Annotated in this window: 14 protein-coding genes; all 14 read left to right on the plus strand. The window is 65.0% G+C overall.

Features of this window, described 5'->3' with window-relative positions:
- The first annotated feature begins 295 nt into the window (after positions 1-295).
- On the plus strand, positions 296-706 hold the full coding sequence (gene flgB / locus C6A77_RS09690; protein WP_114169263.1) for a flagellar basal body rod protein FlgB: 411 nt from the start codon (positions 296-298) through the stop codon (positions 704-706).
- A 2-nt stretch (positions 707-708) separates the two neighbouring features.
- Complete coding sequence (gene flgC / locus C6A77_RS09695; RefSeq protein WP_041505704.1) at positions 709-1,152, plus strand: flagellar basal body rod protein FlgC; 444 nt, start codon at positions 709-711, stop codon at positions 1,150-1,152.
- 15 nt (positions 1,153-1,167) lie between these two features.
- A complete protein-coding gene (gene flgD, locus C6A77_RS09700; RefSeq protein ID WP_114169264.1) occupies positions 1,168-1,872 on the plus strand; it encodes a flagellar hook assembly protein FlgD in 705 nt (234 codons plus the stop codon).
- Between the two features lie 31 nt (positions 1,873-1,903).
- Positions 1,904-3,259 (plus strand): flagellar hook protein FlgE, encoded by a 1,356-nt coding sequence (gene flgE / locus C6A77_RS09705; protein ID WP_114169265.1) that lies wholly within the window; start codon positions 1,904-1,906, stop codon positions 3,257-3,259.
- 72 nt (positions 3,260-3,331) lie between these two features.
- Positions 3,332-3,517 (plus strand): hypothetical protein, encoded by a 186-nt coding sequence (locus C6A77_RS09710; protein ID WP_114169266.1) that lies wholly within the window; start codon positions 3,332-3,334, stop codon positions 3,515-3,517.
- Positions 3,518-3,748: 231 nt separating this feature from the next.
- Positions 3,749-4,489, plus strand: a complete 741-nt coding sequence (locus tag C6A77_RS09715; RefSeq protein ID WP_114169267.1) for a flagellar basal body rod protein FlgF — start codon at positions 3,749-3,751, stop codon at positions 4,487-4,489.
- A gap of 47 nt (positions 4,490-4,536) precedes the next feature.
- Positions 4,537-5,322, plus strand: a complete 786-nt coding sequence (gene flgG, locus C6A77_RS09720) for a flagellar basal-body rod protein FlgG (protein ID WP_015271239.1) — start codon at positions 4,537-4,539, stop codon at positions 5,320-5,322.
- Between the two features lie 51 nt (positions 5,323-5,373).
- Positions 5,374-6,069 carry a flagellar basal body L-ring protein FlgH gene (flgH, locus tag C6A77_RS09725; protein WP_085589051.1) on the plus strand — a complete coding sequence of 232 codons (696 nt, stop codon included), beginning with the start codon at positions 5,374-5,376 and terminating at the stop codon, positions 6,067-6,069.
- Between the two features lie 6 nt (positions 6,070-6,075).
- Entirely contained in the window at positions 6,076-7,191 is a 1,116-nt protein-coding gene (locus C6A77_RS09730; RefSeq protein ID WP_161959659.1) for a flagellar basal body P-ring protein FlgI, read from the plus strand.
- 11 nt (positions 7,192-7,202) lie between these two features.
- Positions 7,203-8,357, plus strand: coding sequence for a flagellar assembly peptidoglycan hydrolase FlgJ (gene flgJ / locus C6A77_RS09735; RefSeq protein ID WP_114169268.1), 1,155 nt, complete (start codon positions 7,203-7,205; stop codon positions 8,355-8,357).
- Positions 8,358-8,369: 12 nt separating this feature from the next.
- Positions 8,370-10,400 carry a flagellar hook-associated protein FlgK gene (gene flgK / locus C6A77_RS09740; protein WP_114169269.1) on the plus strand — a complete coding sequence of 677 codons (2,031 nt, stop codon included), beginning with the start codon at positions 8,370-8,372 and terminating at the stop codon, positions 10,398-10,400.
- Between the two features lie 13 nt (positions 10,401-10,413).
- Positions 10,414-11,997: a flagellar hook-associated protein 3 gene (locus C6A77_RS09745; protein ID WP_114169270.1), complete on the plus strand. Its 1,584-nt coding sequence runs from the start codon at positions 10,414-10,416 to the stop codon at positions 11,995-11,997.
- Between the two features lie 76 nt (positions 11,998-12,073).
- Complete coding sequence (locus tag C6A77_RS09750) at positions 12,074-15,643, plus strand: glycosyltransferase (protein ID WP_114169327.1); 3,570 nt, start codon at positions 12,074-12,076, stop codon at positions 15,641-15,643.
- Positions 15,644-15,696: 53 nt separating this feature from the next.
- Positions 15,697-18,414, plus strand: coding sequence for a glycosyltransferase (locus C6A77_RS09755; RefSeq protein ID WP_114169271.1), 2,718 nt, complete (start codon positions 15,697-15,699; stop codon positions 18,412-18,414).
- Positions 18,415-18,422 lie beyond the last annotated feature (8 nt).

The following is an 18,422-nucleotide window of genomic DNA, read 5'->3' on the forward strand; positions in this document are numbered from 1 at the left end:
GGGTGAACCCGCTCCCACAGTGAGGCTTGCATGGCCGCTGTGGGAGCGGGCGCGCCCGCGAAGAGGCCGGCACAGGCCAGGTAACCCTGACGTCAATTTTTTGTATTGCCGCTTTTGCCGCCTGGCAATTGCCGCTTTCGCCGCATCCGGCGGAAGGTCTTTGCCGCTTTTCTGGCATCACCCTGACAGCACCTGGCGTCGCAACCCCGTATTTCCGGGCTTGCAGTGGGTTGGCACAGCCCTTGCTATAGCTTGGCCAACGATATTCCGGTCAACCTCCGAAGGTTTCCCCGACATGAGCATCAGCTTCGACAAGGCGCTTGGTATCCACGAAAAGGCTCTGGGCTTCCGCGCCCAGCGCGCCGAAGTGCTGGCCAACAACATCGCCAACGCCGACACGCCCAACTACAAGGCGCGTGACATGGACTTCGCCTCGGTGCTCGCCGCTGAAAGCGACAAGCAGCAGAGCGGCGGCCGCTTCAGCCTCGACCGCACCAACAGCCGCCACATCGAGGCCGATGGCCTGGCCATGGCCGACGATACCCTCAAGTACCGTACGCCAGCGCAGCCGTCGATCGACCAGAACACCGTGGATGCGCAGATCGAGCAATCGAACTACACCGAAAACGCCGTCGGCTTCCAGGCCAGCTTCACCTTGCTCAACAGTAAATTCAAAGGGCTGGTTTCGGCCCTGCGGGGAGAATGACCATGTCCCTTTCCAGTGTCTTCAACATCGCCGGTAGCGGCATGAGTGCGCAGAACACGCGCCTGAACACCGTTGCTTCCAACATCGCCAACGCCGAGACCGTGTCCTCGAGCATCGACCAGACCTACCGCGCCCGCCACCCGGTGTTCGCCACCACCTTCCAGAATGCCCAGGCCGGTAGCAGCCAGTCGCTGTTCGAAGACCAGGGCGAGGCGGGGCAGGGCGTGCAGGTAAAAGGCATCGTCGAGGACCAGAGCAATCTGGAAGCCCGTTACGAGCCCAACCACCCGGCGGCGAACAAGGACGGCTACGTCTACTACCCGAACGTCAACGTGGTCGAGGAGATGGCTGACATGATCTCTGCCAGCCGTGCGTTCCAGACCAATGCCGAGCTGATGAACACGGCCAAGAGCATGATGCAGAAGGTCCTGACCCTCGGTCAGTGATAAGGAAACCAGACCATGGCAATCGATACTACCGGCGTGAACCTCAATGAAGTGCTCACGGCTTCCGGTGTGGGTACCCCCACGAAAAAGGCCGTTGACACTGCATCCAAGACCGGCAACGACTCGCTCGGCAAGGATGCCTTCCTGCAGTTGCTGGTGACCCAGATGCAGCACCAGAACCCGCTGGACCCACAGGACAACGGTGAATTCGTTGCCCAGTTGGCGCAGTTCAGCAGCCTGGAAGGCATTACCTCGCTGAACGAATCGGTCAACGCCATTACCGGCTCCATGGCCTCGTCCCAGGCCCTGCAGGCGTCGTCGCTGGTCGGCCGCTCGGTGGTGGTGCAGAACGACAAGGCGGTGGTCGACACCGCCGAAAGCTTCAACGCGCAGTTCGTGGTGCCGCAAGCCATCGGCGAAGCGAAGATCACCATCAAGGACAAGGACGGCAACACCGTCAAGACCATCGAACTGGGCGAACAGAAAGCCGGTTACGCCGATTTCATCTGGGACGGTACCAACAACAGCGGCGAGAAAGTCGACCCGGGTACCTACACCTTCACCGCCAGCACCACGGTGGATGGCAAGGCGGTGCAGATGAACACGCTGCTGCCAGCCAAGGTGACCAGCGTCAGCTTCAGCGCCGCCGGCGAAATGGTCCTCAACCTTGCCGGCGTTGGCAAAGTTTCCCTCTCCGACGTGCAAACCATCGGTATCTAAGGCCCGCTAGTGCGGCAAAAGGAGCGAATTCATGTCTTTCAACATCGGCCTTAGCGGTCTGTACGCAGCAAACAAACAGCTGGATGTCACCGGCAACAACATCGCCAACGTCAACACCAACGGCTTCAAGTCGTCGCGTGCCGAGTTCGCCGATGTCTACGCCGGCTCCAACCGCCTGGGCGTCGGCAAGAACCAGGTGGGCAACGGTGTGCGTCTGGCGGCCGTTTCCCAGCAGTTCACCCAGGGCGACGTCAATACCACCGGCAACGTGCTGGACATGGGTATCCAGGGCCAGGGCTTCTTCGTGCTGTCGGATAACGGCTCGCGTGTCTACACCCGTGCCGGTGCGTTCCAGGCCAGCAAGGACAACTTCGTGGTCACCTCGGACGGCCTGCGCCTGCAGGGCTATGCCGCTGACTCGACCGGCAAGATCCAGAAAGGCGTGCTGACCGACCTGCAGATCGACACCTCGTCGCTGCAGCCCAAGGCCACTTCGCTGATCGACCAGGGCATCAACCTGAACTCTTCGGCGGCCGACATCCCGCTGGAAGTCGACGATGGCACTGGCGCGATGGTGCCGAACCTGCCGTTCGATCCGTCCGATCAGACGACCTACACCAAGTCGTTCCCGACCAAGGTGTACGACAGCCAGGGCAACGAGCACACCATGGAGCAGTTCTATCGCAAGACTGGCACCAATGAGTGGACCATGTACACCCTGGTGGACGGGCGCAACCCGTTCGACCCGGCATCCACCGTGCCGCTGAGCGGTACCATCAGCTTCAACAGCGATGGTTCGGTGAGCAGCATGACCGCCGATAACACCGGGCACCCGGCAGGCTCTTCGTTCACCGTCACCAACAACACCTTCACCATGACTGGCTGGGTGCCGGCGGTGGAAGACTCTGCCGGTAACTGGGGTTCGAATGGCGCGGCCGGCAACGCCGATGGCATGCGCCTGGCGATGAACAGCACCACCTCCTACAACACCGAGACCGCGCGCATGTCGCAGTCCCAGGACGGTTACGCCACCGGTATCCTGTCGAGCCTGAGCATCGACTCGACCGGCGTGCTGTTCGCCAGCTTCAGCAACCAGCAGTCACGCGCCATCGGCCAGGTGGCACTGGCCAGCTTCGCCAACGAGCAGGGCCTGCAGCAGATCGGTGGTACCCGCTGGACGGAAACCTACTCCTCCGGCATTCCCGGCATCGATGAGCCGAAGACCGGCACTCTGGGCAGTGTCGAGTCCAACGCGCTGGAAGGCTCGAACGTGAACCTGACGCAGGAGCTGGTGGAGCTGATCAAGGCGCAGAGCAACTACCAGGCGAACGCCAAGACCATCTCGACCGAAAGCACCATCATGCAGACCGTCATCCAGATGACCTGATGCGCGCTGACTGAGCGTGTGTGGACGAACCCCTTTGTCGTGAAGGGGTTCGTCGTTTTTGCCGGAGTGCACATGAAAAGGCTGCTTGTCACGTTGATCGCGGCGTTGTGCCTGTACCAGGCCCAGGCCGGTACCGCGCCCTGGTGGCGCTGGGAAAGCCAGGTGGATGGGCGGCTGGTCTGTTCGCAGTGGCCGCCGGGGGAGGGCTGGAAGAAATTTGCCGGGCCCTACAGCAATGGTGCTTGTCGTGAGCCTTGATTAGGCCTGTACCGGCCCTTTCGCGGGTGAACCCGCGAAGAGGCCGGCCCAGGTTTGCCGCCATCGGCAAGCAGGCGCCGGATAACCGGCGTTCACCACCCCCGGCGGCCCCCTCGAAAGCCCGTATTCACGGGCTTTTTCACGATTTCGGAAAGTTGGTTCGGAACTTGCTTTAGAGCCAGTACAGCAACGGCGAGCGGCAAACGATCGCCAGTGCAGCGGAGGATGACTGTGGACAAGATGCTTTACGTGGCCATGACCGGCGCCAGCCAGAACGCGCTGGCGCAGAAGGCCCACGCCAACAACCTGGCGAACATTTCCACCAACGGTTTTCAGCGTGACCTGGAACAGGCGCGTTCGATGCCGGTGTTCGGCGACAGCTTTCCGGCGCGTGCCTTCGCCATGACCGAACGCCCGGCCACCGACTTCAGCGAAGGCCCGATGGTGGAAACCGGGCGCGACCTGGATGTGACGGTGACCGGCAAGGGCTTCATCGCCGTGCAGGCCCCCGATGGCAGCGAAGCCTATGTTCGCACCGGCAGCCTGAACATCGACGCCCTTGGCGTGCTGCGTGCCGGCAACGGCATGCCGGTGATGGGTAACGGTGGCCCGATCGCGATCCCGCCCGAGCAAAAAGTGGAAGTCGGTGCCGACGGCACCATCAGCATCCGCTCCATGGGCGAAGACCCGCGGGTCATGGCCGAGGTCGACCGCATCAAGCTGGTCAACCCCGATACCAAAGGCCTGACCAAGGGCCTGGATGGCCTGATCCATACCCGCGATGGCCAGCCGGCCGACGCCGACGTCAATGTGCGGGTGGTGTCGGGCTTTCTGGAAGGCAGCAATGTCAATGCCGTGGAAGAAATGACCTCGGTGCTGGCGCTGTCCCGTCAATTCGAACTGCACGTCAAGATGATGAACGCGGCCAAGGAAGGCGACGAAGCCATGGCGCGTGTTTTGCAAATCGGCTAATCACTTTTGAACGGGTGCCGTAAAACAGGCGCACGAGGAGAACTTACATGCTTCCGGCTCTTTGGGTCGCTAAAACCGGCCTGTCCGCTCAGGACACCAACCTGACGGTCATCTCCAACAACCTGGCCAACGTCTCGACCACCGGCTTCAAGCGTGATCGCGCCGAATTCCAGGACCTGCTGTACCAGATCAAGCGCCAGCCAGGCGCGCAGTCCACCCAGGACAGCGAGCTGCCGTCCGGCCTGCAGGTCGGTACCGGTGTGCGCATCGTCGGCACCCAGAAGAACTTCCAGACCGGCAGCCTGCAGACCACGGAAAACCCGCTGGACATGGCGGTCAACGGCCGTGGCTTCTTCCAGGTGCTGCAACCGGACGGCACCGTGTCGTACACCCGTGACGGCACCTTCCACCTGAACTCCGATGGCCAGATCGTCACGGCCAACGGCTTTGCCCTGGAGCCTGCCATCGTCGTGCCGAACGATGCCCAGACCTTCACCGTCGGCCAGGATGGCACCGTCTCGATCACCACCGCCGGCAACCCGGCAGCGCAGGTGATCGGCAACATCCAGACCGCCGACTTCATCAACCCGGCCGGCCTGCAGGCGATCGGCGACAACCTGTTCCTCGAAACCGCCGCCAGTGGCGCGCCGCAAGTCGGCACCCCGGGCCTGAACGGTTTCGGCACCACCCTGCAGCAGACCCTGGAAAACTCCAACGTCAGCACCGTGGAAGAGCTGGTGAACATGATCACCACCCAGCGTGCCTACGAAATGAACTCCAAGGTCATTTCCACCGCCGACCAGATGCTGTCGTTCGTTACCCAGCAGCTCTAAGGCCGATAGCACCCAGCCCAGTCACTCCGTTGCACCCGTGAGGTAAGCGTCATGAATCGTCTGTTGTCCGTTTTCGCCCTGGGGGGGGCGGTGTTGCTGGCAGGTTGCGTCGCGCCGACGCCCAAGCCCAACGACCCGTACTACGCGCCGGTACTGCCGCGCACCCCGTTGCCGGCAGCGGCCAACAACGGTTCGATCTACCAGGCCGGTTTCGAGCAGAACCTGTACAGCGACCGCAAGGCGTTCCGGGTGGGTGACATCATCACCATCACCCTCAACGAGCGCACGTCGGCGAGCAAGAACGCCGGTTCGCAGATCCAGAAGAACAGCAACGCCAACATCGGCCTGACCTCGTTGTTCGGCACCACGCCGAACACCAACAACCCGTTCGGCGGCGGTGACCTGTCGCTGGAGGCCGGCTACAGCGGCGAGCGCGCCACCAAGGGCGACAGCAAGGCCACCCAGGGCAACACCCTGACCGGTTCGATCACCGTGACCGTGGCCGAAGTGCTGCCCAACGGCATCATCGCCGTGCGCGGCGAGAAGTGGCTGACCCTGAACACCGGCGAAGAGCTGGTGCGCATTGCCGGCATGATCCGCGCCGACGACATCGCCACCGACAACACCGTGCCGTCCACCCGTGTGGCCGACGCGCGCATCACCTATTCCGGTACCGGCTCGTTCGCCGATGCCAGCCAGCCCGGGTGGCTGGACCGCTTCTTCATCAGCCCGCTTTGGCCTTTCTGAGTACGGATGACCATGTTCAACGTGAGGCAGCTGATTGCCGCAACCCTGCTCCTGTCCTGTGCCTTCGGCGCCCAGGCCGAGCGCCTGAAGGACATCGCCAGCATTTCTGGCGTGCGTTCCAACCAGCTGATCGGCTACGGCCTGGTGGTCGGCCTCAACGGCACGGGTGACCAGACCACGCAGACGCCGTTCACCCTGCAGACCTTCAACAACATGCTGTCGCAGTTCGGCATCAAGGTGCCGGCCGGCTCCGGTAACGTGCAGCTGAAGAACGTCGCGGCGGTGTCGGTGCATGCCGACCTGCCGGCTTTCGCCAAGCCGGGGCAGGTGGTGGACATTACCGTGTCGTCGATCGGTAACTCCAAGAGCCTGCGCGGCGGCAGCCTGTTGATGACCCCGCTCAAAGGTATCGACGGCAACGTCTATGCCGTGGCCCAGGGCAACCTGGTGGTGGGCGGTTTCGACGCCGAGGGCCGTGACGGCTCGAAGATCACCGTCAACGTTCCGTCGGCCGGTCGCATCCCCGGCGGTGCCAGCGTCGAGCGTGCGGTGCCGAGCGGCTTCAACCAGGGCAACAGCCTGACCCTCAACCTCAACCGCCCCGACTTCACCACCGCCAAGCGCATCGTCGACAAGGTCAACGACCTGCTCGGCCCGGGCGTGGCCCAGGCCGTGGATGGCGGCTCGGTGCGGGTCACTGCGCCGATGGACCCGAGCCAGCGCGTGGACTACCTGTCGATCCTCGAAAACCTCGAAATCGACCCGGGCCAGGCGGTGGCCAAGGTCATCATCAATTCGCGTACCGGCACCATCGTCATTGGCCAGAACGTCAAGGTGTCGCCGGCGGCGGTGACCCACGGCAGCCTGACCGTGACCATCACCGAAGACCCGATCGTCAGCCAGCCGGGGCCGTTCTCCAATGGCGAAACCGCCGTGGTCCCGCGTTCGCGGGTGAACGCCGAGCAGGAAGCCAAGCCGATGTTCAAGTTCGGCCCGGGCACCACGCTGGATGAGATCGTTCGCGCGGTCAACCAGGTGGGCGCAGCGCCCAGCGACCTGATGGCCATCCTCGAAGCCCTGAAACAGGCCGGCGCCTTGCAGGCCGACCTGATCGTGATCTGAGGACGGCGCGCATGAACAGCAAGAGCCTGGTTTCCGGCAGCGCCGACAGCGGTGCCTACACCGACCTCAACCGCCTGAGCTCGCTCAAGCACGGCGACCGCGACAGCGACGCCAATGTGCGCAAGGTGGCCCAGGAATTCGAATCGCTGTTCATCAGCGAAATGCTCAAGGCCTCGCGCAAGGCCAGCGATGTGCTGGCCGCCGACAACCCGATGAACACCGAAACGGTGAAGCAGTACCGCGACATGTACGACCAGCAGCTGGCCGTGAGCATGTCCCGCGAGGGCGGGGGTATCGGCCTGCAGGACGTGCTGGTGCGCCAGCTGTCGAAGAACAAGAGCGCGCCGGCCAACACCAGCCCGTTCCCGCGTATCGAGGGCAATGCCCCGACCCTGTGGGGCAACAAGGTGGCCGAGCCGCTGCACGCCAGCCAGGCAAATGCCACCCGCAACGACGTCGCCGCGCTCAACTCGCGGCGCCTGGCGCTGCCGAGCAAGCTCACTGATCGCCTGCTGGCCGGCATCGTGCCAGCGGCGGCCAGCAGCGACAGCGCTGCCGTGCCTGCCCGTGACGGCCAGGCGGTGGCCAAGACCTTTGCCGTGCCGGACAACGGCCTGCGCATCCTCGGGCGCGCCGTGGCGCAGCCGCCGCTGGCGCCGAAAAAGGCCTTCGCCGGCAGTGAAGAATTCGTCGCCACCATGCTGCCGATGGCCGAGCAGGCGGCCAAGCGCATCGGTATCGACCCACGCTACCTGGTGGCCCAGGCGGCGCTGGAAACCGGCTGGGGCAAGTCGGTCATGCGCAACAGCGACGGCAGCAGCAGCCACAACCTGTTCGGCATCAAGGCCAGCGGCAACTGGCAAGGCGATTCGGCGCGGGCGATCACCAGCGAATTCCGCGACGGCCAGTTCGTCAAGGAGACGGCGGCGTTCCGTTCCTACGAGTCCTACCAGGACAGCTTCCACGACCTGGTCAGCCTGTTACAGAACAATTCGCGCTATCAAGATGCGCTGAAGGCCGCCGATAAACCAGAACAGTTCGTGCAAGAGTTGCAAAAGGCCGGGTATGCCACCGACCCGAGTTACGCCAGCAAGATCTCGCAGATCGCAAGACAGATGAAGTCGTCCGAGCACTACGCGATGCTCGGTACCGCAACGAAAATTTAAGGGCATGGAACCATGGCGAGTTTGATCAACATTGGTATGTCGGGGCTTGGCGCCGCGCAATCGGGGATGTACACCCTCGGTAACAACATCGCCAACGCCGATGTCGAAAGCTACTCGCGCCAGCAGAACGTGCAGAAGACCAAGGGCGGGCAACAGGTCGGCCAGGTCTTCATCGGCAGCGGTACCACCCTGGCCGATGTGCGCCGGGTGTACAACGCGTTCCTCGAGAACCAGCTGCGCAGCACCACCTCGCTGAGCAGCGATGCCTCCTCGTACCTGGATCAGATCACGCCGCTGGACACCGCACTGTCGAGCAGCGATACCGGTATCACCGCCGCACTGAAGAGCTTCTTCACGGCCATGCAGGATGCCGCCGCCAAGCCGTCCGAGGACGCCTCGCGGCAGCTGCTGCTGACCAGCGCGCAGTCCCTGGCCAAGCGCTTCAATACGCTGTCCTCGCAGCTGAACCAGCAGAACAGCAACATCAACGCCAACATGGCGTCGATGGCCGACCAGGTGAACAACCTGACCAAGACCATCGCCGACCTCAACGACCAGATTTCCCGGGTCAGTTCGATCACCGGCCAGCCCAACGACCTGCTCGACCAGCGCGATGGCGCCGTGCGTGAGCTGAGCAAGCTGATCGGCACCGATGTCGTCGAGCGTGAAGGCAACTACGACATCTACCTGAAGAACGGCCAGGCCCTGGTGTTGGGCAAGACCACCCAGACCATCGGCGTGGAACCGAGCGCGACCGACCCGACCCGCATGAGCCTGATCCTCAACCGCGGCTCGACCAAGATGGACATCACCAGCAGCGCCAGCGGTGGCGAGCTCGGTGGCCTGATCCGCTACCGCAAGGAAACCCTCGACCCCGCGCTCAACGAGCTGGGCCGCGTGGCGCTGGTGGTGGCGGATGCGATCAACAGCCAGCTGGCCCAGGGCATCGACAAGAACGGTGACTTCGGTGCCACCCTGTTCGGTGACATCAACAGCGCCGCGGCCATCAGCCAGCGCAGTATCGCCAAGAGCGGCAACAGCGCCGGCTCCGGCAACCTCGATGTGACCATCAAGGACTCCGGCAAGCTGAGCACCAGCGACTACCAGGTGACCTTCACCAGCGCCACCGGCTACAACGTGCGCAAGCTGCCGGAAGGCACCGACATGGGCAGCTTCGACCTCAGCGACACGCCGCCACCGGTGATCGACGGCTTCAGCCTGTCGCTCAATGGCGGTGGCCTGAGCGCCGGTGACAGCTTCAAGATCACCCCGACGCGCAATGCCGCCGCCGGCATCGAGACCGTGCTGACCGACCCCAAGCGCCTGGCCCTGGCCTCGCCGCTGACCGCCAGCAGTGGCCTGGGCAACAAGGGTACCGGTGTGATCGGCCAGCCGACGCTGACCTCGCAGATGGATATCTACGATGCCGCCCAGCGTTCGCAGCTGCAGACTGGCCTCAAGTATTCGACCCCGGTCAAGCTGGTGTTCGGCGACGACACCAGTTCGCCGCAGGCCTACAAGATGTACGACGCCAAGGGCACCGAGATCGGCAGCGGCACGATTCTGCCGGGGCAGGAAAACAAGCTGCAGCTGTCGGTACCGATGGTCGATGGCAGCGGCAATCCGCTTGGTGGCAATTTCACCTTCGAGATGAGCGTTTCCGGTGCGCCGAAGAACGGCGACAGCTATACCGTCGCGCTGACCGGCGCCGGCTCGGCGGACAACCGCAACGCCCAGTCGGTGATCGACCTGCAGACCAAGTCCACGGTCGAGGTCGGCGCCAACGGCAAGGGCATCAGCTTCACCGACGCCTACGCCAAGCTGGTCTCCAACGTCGGCGGCAAGGCCGGGCAGGCACAGATGGACAGTGATGCCACCAGCGCGCTGCACACCTCGGCACTGGACAGCCGAAACGGCCTGTCGGGTGTGTCGGTCGACGAAGAGGTCGGCAACCTGGTCAAGTTCCAGCAGTACTACACCGCGTCGTCGCAGATCATCAAGGCGGCCCAGGAAACTTTCGCCACCCTGATCAACAGTCTTTAAGGAGCCGTAGATCGTGAGCGTACGCATCTCCACTTCGCAGTTCTACAACACCAACAGCGCCAATTATCAGCGCAACTTCGCCAATTCGGTGAAGACCCAGCAGGAGGCCAGCGATGGCATCCGCGTGCGTTCGGCCAAGGACGACCCGGTCGGCGCCGCGCGCCTGCTGCAGCTGGAGCAGCAGCAGAACATGCTCAAGCAGTACAGCGGCAACATCGTCAATGTGCGCAACGCCCTGGGCACTGCCGAGAGCACCCTGAACTCCATCGGCACCATTCTGCAGCGGGTCAACGAACTGGCGGTAAGCTCGGGCAACGGTACCTTCACCGACGCCGATCGCAAGGCCAATGCCGATGAACTGGCATCGCTGGAAGACCAGCTGTTCTCGTTGATGAACAGCAAGGACGAGAACGGCAAGTACATTTTCTCGGGCTCCAAGGGCGATACCCCGCCTTACGCGCGCAACGCCGATGGCACCTACAGCTACCAGGGCGACCAGAGCAAGCTCAACCTGCAGGTTGGTGACATGCTCAGCCTGGCCGCCAACGAGACCGGCTACGATGCCTTCGAGCAGGCGCTGAACACCAGCCGCAGCCAGACCAGCCTGACCGCGCCGACCACCGATGATGGCCGCGTCAGCCTGTCCAACGGCCAGGTCTCCGGTAACAGCCTGTACAACGATCGCTTCCGCAGCGGCGAGCCGTACAGCATCGAATTCCTCAGCAGCAGCGAATACAAGATCACCGATGCCGCCGGCAACGACGTCACCCTCGAGGCCAGCCAGGGCGGCAAGTTCGACCCCAACGGCGACAACACCAGCATCAGCTTCCGCGGTATCGATCTGCGCCTGGACATCACCTTCAAGGACGGTGACAAGGGCAATGAAGATGCGGCGATCGCAGGGCATACCTTCAGCCTCAGTTCCAAGGCCGACGAGGTGTCCGGCACCCGCAGCCCGGGCAACACCTCGTCCGAGCAGGTGACCGGCGCGACCATCACCGACCCGGCAGCCTACAAGGCCGCCTTCCCGGCCGGTGGTGCGGTGCTGAAGTTCACCGGCGCCAGCACCTTCGAGCTGTACGCCGCGCCGGTCACCGCCGACAGCCGCCCGGTGGCTTCGGGTGCGCTGGGCGGGCCGGGCGGTACCACCGCCACTGCGGCCGGGGTCAGTTTCGAGCTGTCCGGGGCGCCGAACGCCGGCGACACGTTCGCGGTCAAGGTCGATACCCACCAGACCCAGAACGTGCTCGACACCATCGGCAAGCTGCGCACCGCGCTGACCAGCCCGGTGGACAACGACCCGGTGGCCCGGCAGAACTTCCTCGCCGCGCTGGATTCGGCCATTGGCAACATCGCCAGCGCCACCAACCAGGTGTCGTCGTCGGTCAGCGCGATCGGCGGCCGCGGCCAGGCGCTGGATGTGCAGGCCGAAACCAACGAGGCGCTGAGCACCGAAAACACCAAGACGCAGAGTTCGATCCGCGAAAGCGACCCGGCCGAGGTGATGCTGCGCCTGCAGATGCAGACCAACATGCTGCAAGCGTCGCTGCAGGCCTATGCCAAGGTCGCCAGCTTGTCGTTGGTCAACTACATCTGATTGCACCCCGCTCGCGTCACCCTGCGTGTGCCAGCCCCTGCGCTGCTGGCCACGCACCTTCTTCAAGGTCTTCGCCGTGAATCAACAGACCCTCGTCAGCATCGCCATCCCCGCCTTCAACCCCGAGTTCTTCCGCGCCACCTTGCTCAGTGCGCTCAACCAGGATTACCCGGCGCTGGACGTGCTGGTCTGCGATGACAGCCGGGGGGCGGAGATCCAGCGCATCGTCGACGAGGTGAGCAGCGACACCGGCAAGCCGGTGCGCTATGTGCGCAACCCGCAAACCCTGGGGTTTGCCGGCAACCTGCTGGCGTGCCTGGAGCATGCCCAGGGGCCGTTGATCAAGTTTTTGTGTGACGACGACCGCCTGTTCCCCGAGTGTGTCAGCCTGCAGGCCGAGGTCATGCAGCAGCATGCCGACGTCAGCATGACCATCTGCCAGCGCATGCTGTGCGCCGCCGATGACGCCTTGTTGCCGCCGCGCATGCTCAATGCGGTGATGTGCCCGGAAGACGCGGTGGTCAAGGGCAGTGACCTGCTCGAGGCGTTGGAAACCAATGCGCCCAACCTGTTCGGCGGGCTGAGCCATGCCTTGCTGCGCCGTGAGTGGGTGGCGGAGTTTCTGCCGGCGCTGGTGCAGGAGGGCGGCTTTGTCGCGCGCCTGGACATGGCGCTGTACATCTGCCTGATGCGCCGCGGCAACCTTGGCCACCTGTCACGCTTTCTGAGCATGGAGCGCCTGCATCCCGGGCGCCTGAGCCACCAGGCGAGCATGACCATGGCGTTCCCCGTGGAAACCGACTGGATCAAGGCGATGCTCGCCGCGCGCAGCAGCGAACCGGCGCCGGCCAGTGGCTGGGTGCGCTACCTGCCGCTGGAGCGGTACCACGGCGAGCAGGATGCGCAGTGGGACGAGTATGAACTCAACCGGCTGTACGGCGCCCAGCAGGCGCGCCAGGCGCAGCAGGTCGGTACCGATTGCCTGTCGTTCGACGAGGTGTATGCCCAGTGGCTGGAGTGCCGGGACCTGTCGGCGGCGCAGCTCAAGGCATTGCCCAAGCGCTTCGAACGCTGGGGCCGGCAACCGCGCATCGTCCCGGTGATCTGGGCCGAAGCGGGGGAAGAGCTGGCCTTGCGCGCCACCCTCGACAGCCTTGCCGCGCAGTCCTATGGCGCTGCCAGCACCTGGCTGCTGGCCCCTGCGACGCTGGCGCTGGCCGACGCTGCCGGGGTCGAGCGCATGCTCGTGCAGGGCAATGGCCTGGCCCAGGTGCAGGCGCGCCTGGCGCGCGCCAGTGAGGACGACTGGGTCTTGCTGCTGCGCGCTGGCGACCGCCTGGTGCCCCATGCGCTGGCGATCATGGGCGAGCGCATGGCCCTGCGCGAACGGGCCTGTATCTATGTCGACGAAGGCAGCCATGACACCCTGCGCCCGACCACGCCGATCTTCAAGCCAGACTTCAACCTCGACCTGATGCGCAGCCTGCCCTATGTCGGGCGCGTACTGGCATTCAATTGTGCGGCGCTGCGCGAGGTCGGCGGCTTCGACCCGGACTTCGACATGCTCGCGCCCCACGACGCGCTCTGGCGCCTGGCCGAAAGCCGGGGCTTGCAGGCCATCGAACACATCGATGAACTGCTGGTGCATTGCCAGTGGGACTTCGGCCAGTGGCTGCACGACCCACGCTGTGTACAGCAGGCGCCGCGGGTGGTGCGGGCCCATCTGCAGCGCCTGGGGGTCGATGCCGAGGTGCTCGGTGCCGACAGCCTGTCGCTGTGCCGGGTGCTGTACCGGCACCCGCTGCAAGCCATGGTTTCGATCCTGGTCACGCTCGGTGACGACCTGGGCGCGGCCATGCGCTGCGTCGAGTCGCTGTTCGAACACACCCGCTACGGCCATTTCGAGGTGCTGCTGGTCGCCTCGCCAGATACCCCGAGCGACCTGCGTCAATGGCTGCAGGCCATGCAGGGCCTGGGCAGCGATCAGCTGCGCGTGGTCGAGGTTGCCAGCGGCAGCCAGGTGGCGCAGCTGAACCAGGCCAGCGAGGCGGCCCGCGGCGACTACCTGTTGCTGCTCGACAGCGCCTGCGTGGCCTTCGACAAGCCCTGGCTGGAGCAGTTGATGGCCCAGGCCCAGCGCCCCGAGGTCGGCGTGGTCGCGCCCAAGCTGTGTACCCACAGCGGCGAGATCTTTGCCGCCGGGATGGTGCTGGGGCTGCATGGCGGCGTCAACAGCCCGTTCGTCGGCATGCCGGCGGACAGCGGCGGCTACATGCTGCGGCTCAATGCTGTGCAGAACTGGAGTGCGCTGAGCCTGGATTGCCTGCTGGTGCGCCGCGATCTGTTCGCCACGCTGGGCGGTTTCGATGTGCAGGGGCTTCAAGGCGGGCTGCAGGACGCCGACCTGTGCCTGCGTATCCGCGAACAAGGCTACCTGGCGGTGTGGACACCGCATGCGGTACTGGTCCGCTTCGCCTCGACCCGCGATGTGCCGGCCGACGGCCAGCGCAAGCTGCTGGACAAGGACATCTTCCATGAACGCTGGTTGGCCAAGGTGGCCCGCGACCCGGCCTACAACCGCAACCTGAGCCTGAAAATGGCCAGTTTCAACCTCGATGCCGGGCAACGCCGTGGCTGGGACCCGTTCATCAGCCGGGTACTGCCGTCGGTGCTGGCGCTGCCGATCAACACCTCGGCGGTCGGGCACTACCGGGTGGCCCAGCCGTTTACCGAACTGGAGCGCGCTGGCTGGATCCAGGGGCGGCTGGATTTCAGCACCCCCGAGATGATCGAGATCGAGCGCGAGCAGCCCGATGTGATGATCTTGCAGTGCCGCTACACGATCAACTCGATCGAAGAAATGACGCGCTTCAAGCGCCTGTCGAACGCCCGGCGCATCTACGAGATCGACGACTACATCATCGATGTGCCGAAAAAGAACGCCCATGCGCGGAACATGCCGGCCAACATGCGCGAGCTGGTCACCCAGGGTATCGCCCTGTGTGACCGGGTGGTGGTGTCGACCCAGCCGCTGGCCGACGCCTTGTCGGGCATGCACCAGGATATCCGCGTGGTCCCCAACATGCTCGCCGCAACGCTGTGGGCCGGGCTTGCCAGCGAACGGCAGAGCAGTGCGCGGCCGCGCGTGGGCTGGGCGGGGGGCACCAGCCACCGGGGCGATCTGGAGCTGCTGCTGGAGGTCATCCGGGAACTGGCCGACGAAGTCGACTGGGTATTCTTCGGCATGTGCCCGGATGCCCTGCGGCCCTACGTGAAGGAATTCCACAAAGGCGTACCGCTGGCGTTGTACCCGCAGAAGCTGGCCAGCCTCAACCTCGACCTGGCCCTGGCACCGCTCGAACAGAACCTGTTCAACGACTGCAAGAGCAACCTGCGCCTGCTGGAGTACGGCGCCTGTGGCTTCCCGGTGATCTGCACCGATACCAAGGCCTATGACGGCTATCTGCCGTGCACGCGGGTGCGCGACAACACCGCTGAACAGTGGCTGGAGGCGATCCGCATGCACCTGGCCGACCCCGAGGCCAGCTACCGCCAGGGCGACGCCCTGCGCGAAGCGGTACTGCGTGATTACGTGCTGATGCCACACCACCTGCAACAGTGGGCCAACGCCTGGCTGGCGGACTGAAACCTGACGCCTGCCCTGGCGGGCGCCAGACCAACAACATGAACAGGTGCCCTATGGCCGAAACCGCAATCGGGTCGCACAACCCAGTGACCGTCGTCCTGCTTGGGCATGAACAGCCCGACCATCGTGCCCGTGCTGTCTATTACTACCGCGAGGCTGGCATTCCCTGCCTGGCCGTGGAACCGCTTCTGGCGGGCAGCTCGGGCGAGCAGTGCAGCGCGCGCCTGGCGGCAGCCTTGCAACAGGTTGCCACGCCGTTCGTGACCTTGGCCCTGGATGCCGATTTCGTGTTGCCCTCGGCCCTGCAGCAGGCCGCCGCCTGCCTGCATGCGCAGCCCGAGGTTCAGGGTGCCCAAGGCTATGCGCTGGCCTATGCGCCGGGTAACGCGCAGATGGCCTACCACAAGATCGGCTCGGCCTTCGAGGCCGCAGCCGATAGCAGTGCGCGGGCACGCCTGCGCCAGTACGCCATGGCCGGGCAGCCGGCCTGGCGCGCGGTGCTGCGGGTCGGGGCGCTGCAGGCGCTGCTCGACACTTTGCCGGGCGAGCTGGACTTCGCTGCCTGGCGCGTGGCCCTGTCTTATGCCCTGGTCGCCAGCGGCGACATCGCGCATTTGGCGCAGACCGATGTGGTCTGTGAATACGCGCCGAGCACGCTGAGCGCCGTGGCCCGCGATGAGCAGTTGACCCGTAGCGTGCGCTTGTTGCGTGAATGGGATGGCGAACTGGCTAATGACGATGCCGGTTTTGCCGTGCTCAACCGTTTCGTGCGCGCGACCTACGACCAGGGCGAAGCGCCGCTGCTGTTCACCTCGCCGTGGGGCACGGTGATCGGTGAGCCGGAGCGCATCTTCGAGCCGCGCCAGTATGTCGAACTACCGTACTACAACGGTGCGCTGTTCGAGTGCCTGACCGCACTGGAATTTCTTTGCCATGCCTGGCCAACCGGGCAAGCCCATCGCCAGGCGCTGGAGGGCACCTGGGTACGCCAGCGCGAGTTGCTGCAGGTGCACCCCAACGACACCGCCGCCACCTTGCAGCAGCGGTACTGGAAGGCGTTGGCATTGGGCCTGTTCAACCTGGAAGTCTGCCGGCGCCTGGTGCCGACCCTCACCGGCAAGGACGATGGCGAGCGCGCCCGCGAGCTGGGCGACTGGCTCGCGCGTCTGGAGGCGGTACCCGGTATCGATGGCGACGGCTGGTTGCGCGGCACGGTTTCCGGGCAGGTGCTCGAAGCGCTGGCCGCTGCCACACCGGACAAGGCCACGCAACAGCGCCTGCTGGCGCCGCTGAACAAGCGCCCGGGCGCGCCGGTCACCTTCGTGGTCACCGACCTGGCCGACGACGACCTGGCCTTGCAGGCGACCTTCGACAGCCTGCTGGCCAGCGGGCTGCGGCAGTTCAAGCTGGTCGTGCTCAAGGGCGGCAAGCCGCCGGCGATCACCACCGCACGCGATACCCTGCATTTCGTCCAGGTCAATGAAAGCAACTGGGTCACCCACCTCAACCAGCAAGTGCGCCAACTGAGCAGCGACTGGCTGATGTTGCTGGACGCGGGCGATACCCTGGTCAGCGGTGGCTTGCTGCGCCTGCAGCAGGAGCTGGCCGAGGCTTCCGGCTGCCAGGCGGTGTGTGCCAACGAGGTGCAGCGTGACAGCGAGGGCCGCCTGCACGGCGTGGTTCGCCCAGGCAGCAACCTCGACCTGCTGCGTGCGCAGCCAGGGCTGATGTCGCGCCACTGGTGCCTGCGCCGGCAGACCGTGGTGGAACTGGGCGGTTTCAGCGAAACCTGCCGCCATGCGCTGGAGTTCGACGTGCTGTTGCGTCTGGTGGAGCAGCATGGGCAGGGTGGCCTGGCGCACATGGACGAATACCTGGTGGTGGGCAACCAGGCGACGCCAGCGCTGCAGGCCGACGCTGTACAGACGCTCAAGCGGCACCTGACCCTGCTGGGTTACCGTGGTGAGGTGCACGATCAGGGCGAGGCTGGCCTGGTGGTGGACTTCCGCCATTCGGCCACCCCGCTGGTGAGCATCTTGGTGGCTGCCGAAGGTGACCTGCAGCGTTTGCAGGCCTGCCTGACCAGTGTCCTGCAGCGCACCCGCTACCCACGCTACGAGCTGCGGGTGGCCTGCAATGCCGAACAGGCCGAAGCCACTGCCGCCGCGTTGCAAGGGTTCGGCCAGCGGGTGGTGCTGCTGGCGGGCGCGGCGAGCGGGCGCGAGGCGCTGCTCAACCTGGCGGCGGAACAGGCCGCCGGTGAATACCTGCTGCTGCTCGCTGAGCACTGCGAAGTGATTTCACCGGCCTGGATCGAAGGCTTGCTCAACGAGGGCCTCAGGCCCGAAGTCGGGGTCGTCGGCGCCCGCCTGCTGGCGCGTGACGGCACGGTCGTGCATGCCGGCTTCGACCTGTTGCAGGGGCCGCTGCTGCACCAGCCGTGGCAGGGCCTGTCGCTGGCGGACTGCAGCAAGGCGCGCTGGCCAGCGTCGGTGCGCAACTGCGCAGCAGTCTCTGCCGATTGCATGTTGCTGCGCCGTGATCTGTTCGACCATTGCGGTGGCCTGCAGGCGTTGCCGACGTTCGACCTGGACGTCTGCCTGGCGGCAGCGGCGGCGGGGCTGTTGGTGGCCTGGACGCCCGTGGCGCAGCTGTTCGACGACGCGCCGCAGGTGGCCGACCAGGCGGCCTGCGAAGCACTGCAGGCGCGATGGCCGTCTGCTTTCAGTGGCCAGTGGGCGAGTGATGCCTTGAGCCCGTCGCGCGCTTAGGTGCGCGA

Origin of the sequence: Pseudomonas sp. AFG_SD02_1510_Pfu_092, from assembly GCF_003331055.1 — a bacterium.
Taxonomy (GTDB): domain Bacteria; phylum Pseudomonadota; class Gammaproteobacteria; order Pseudomonadales; family Pseudomonadaceae; genus Aquipseudomonas.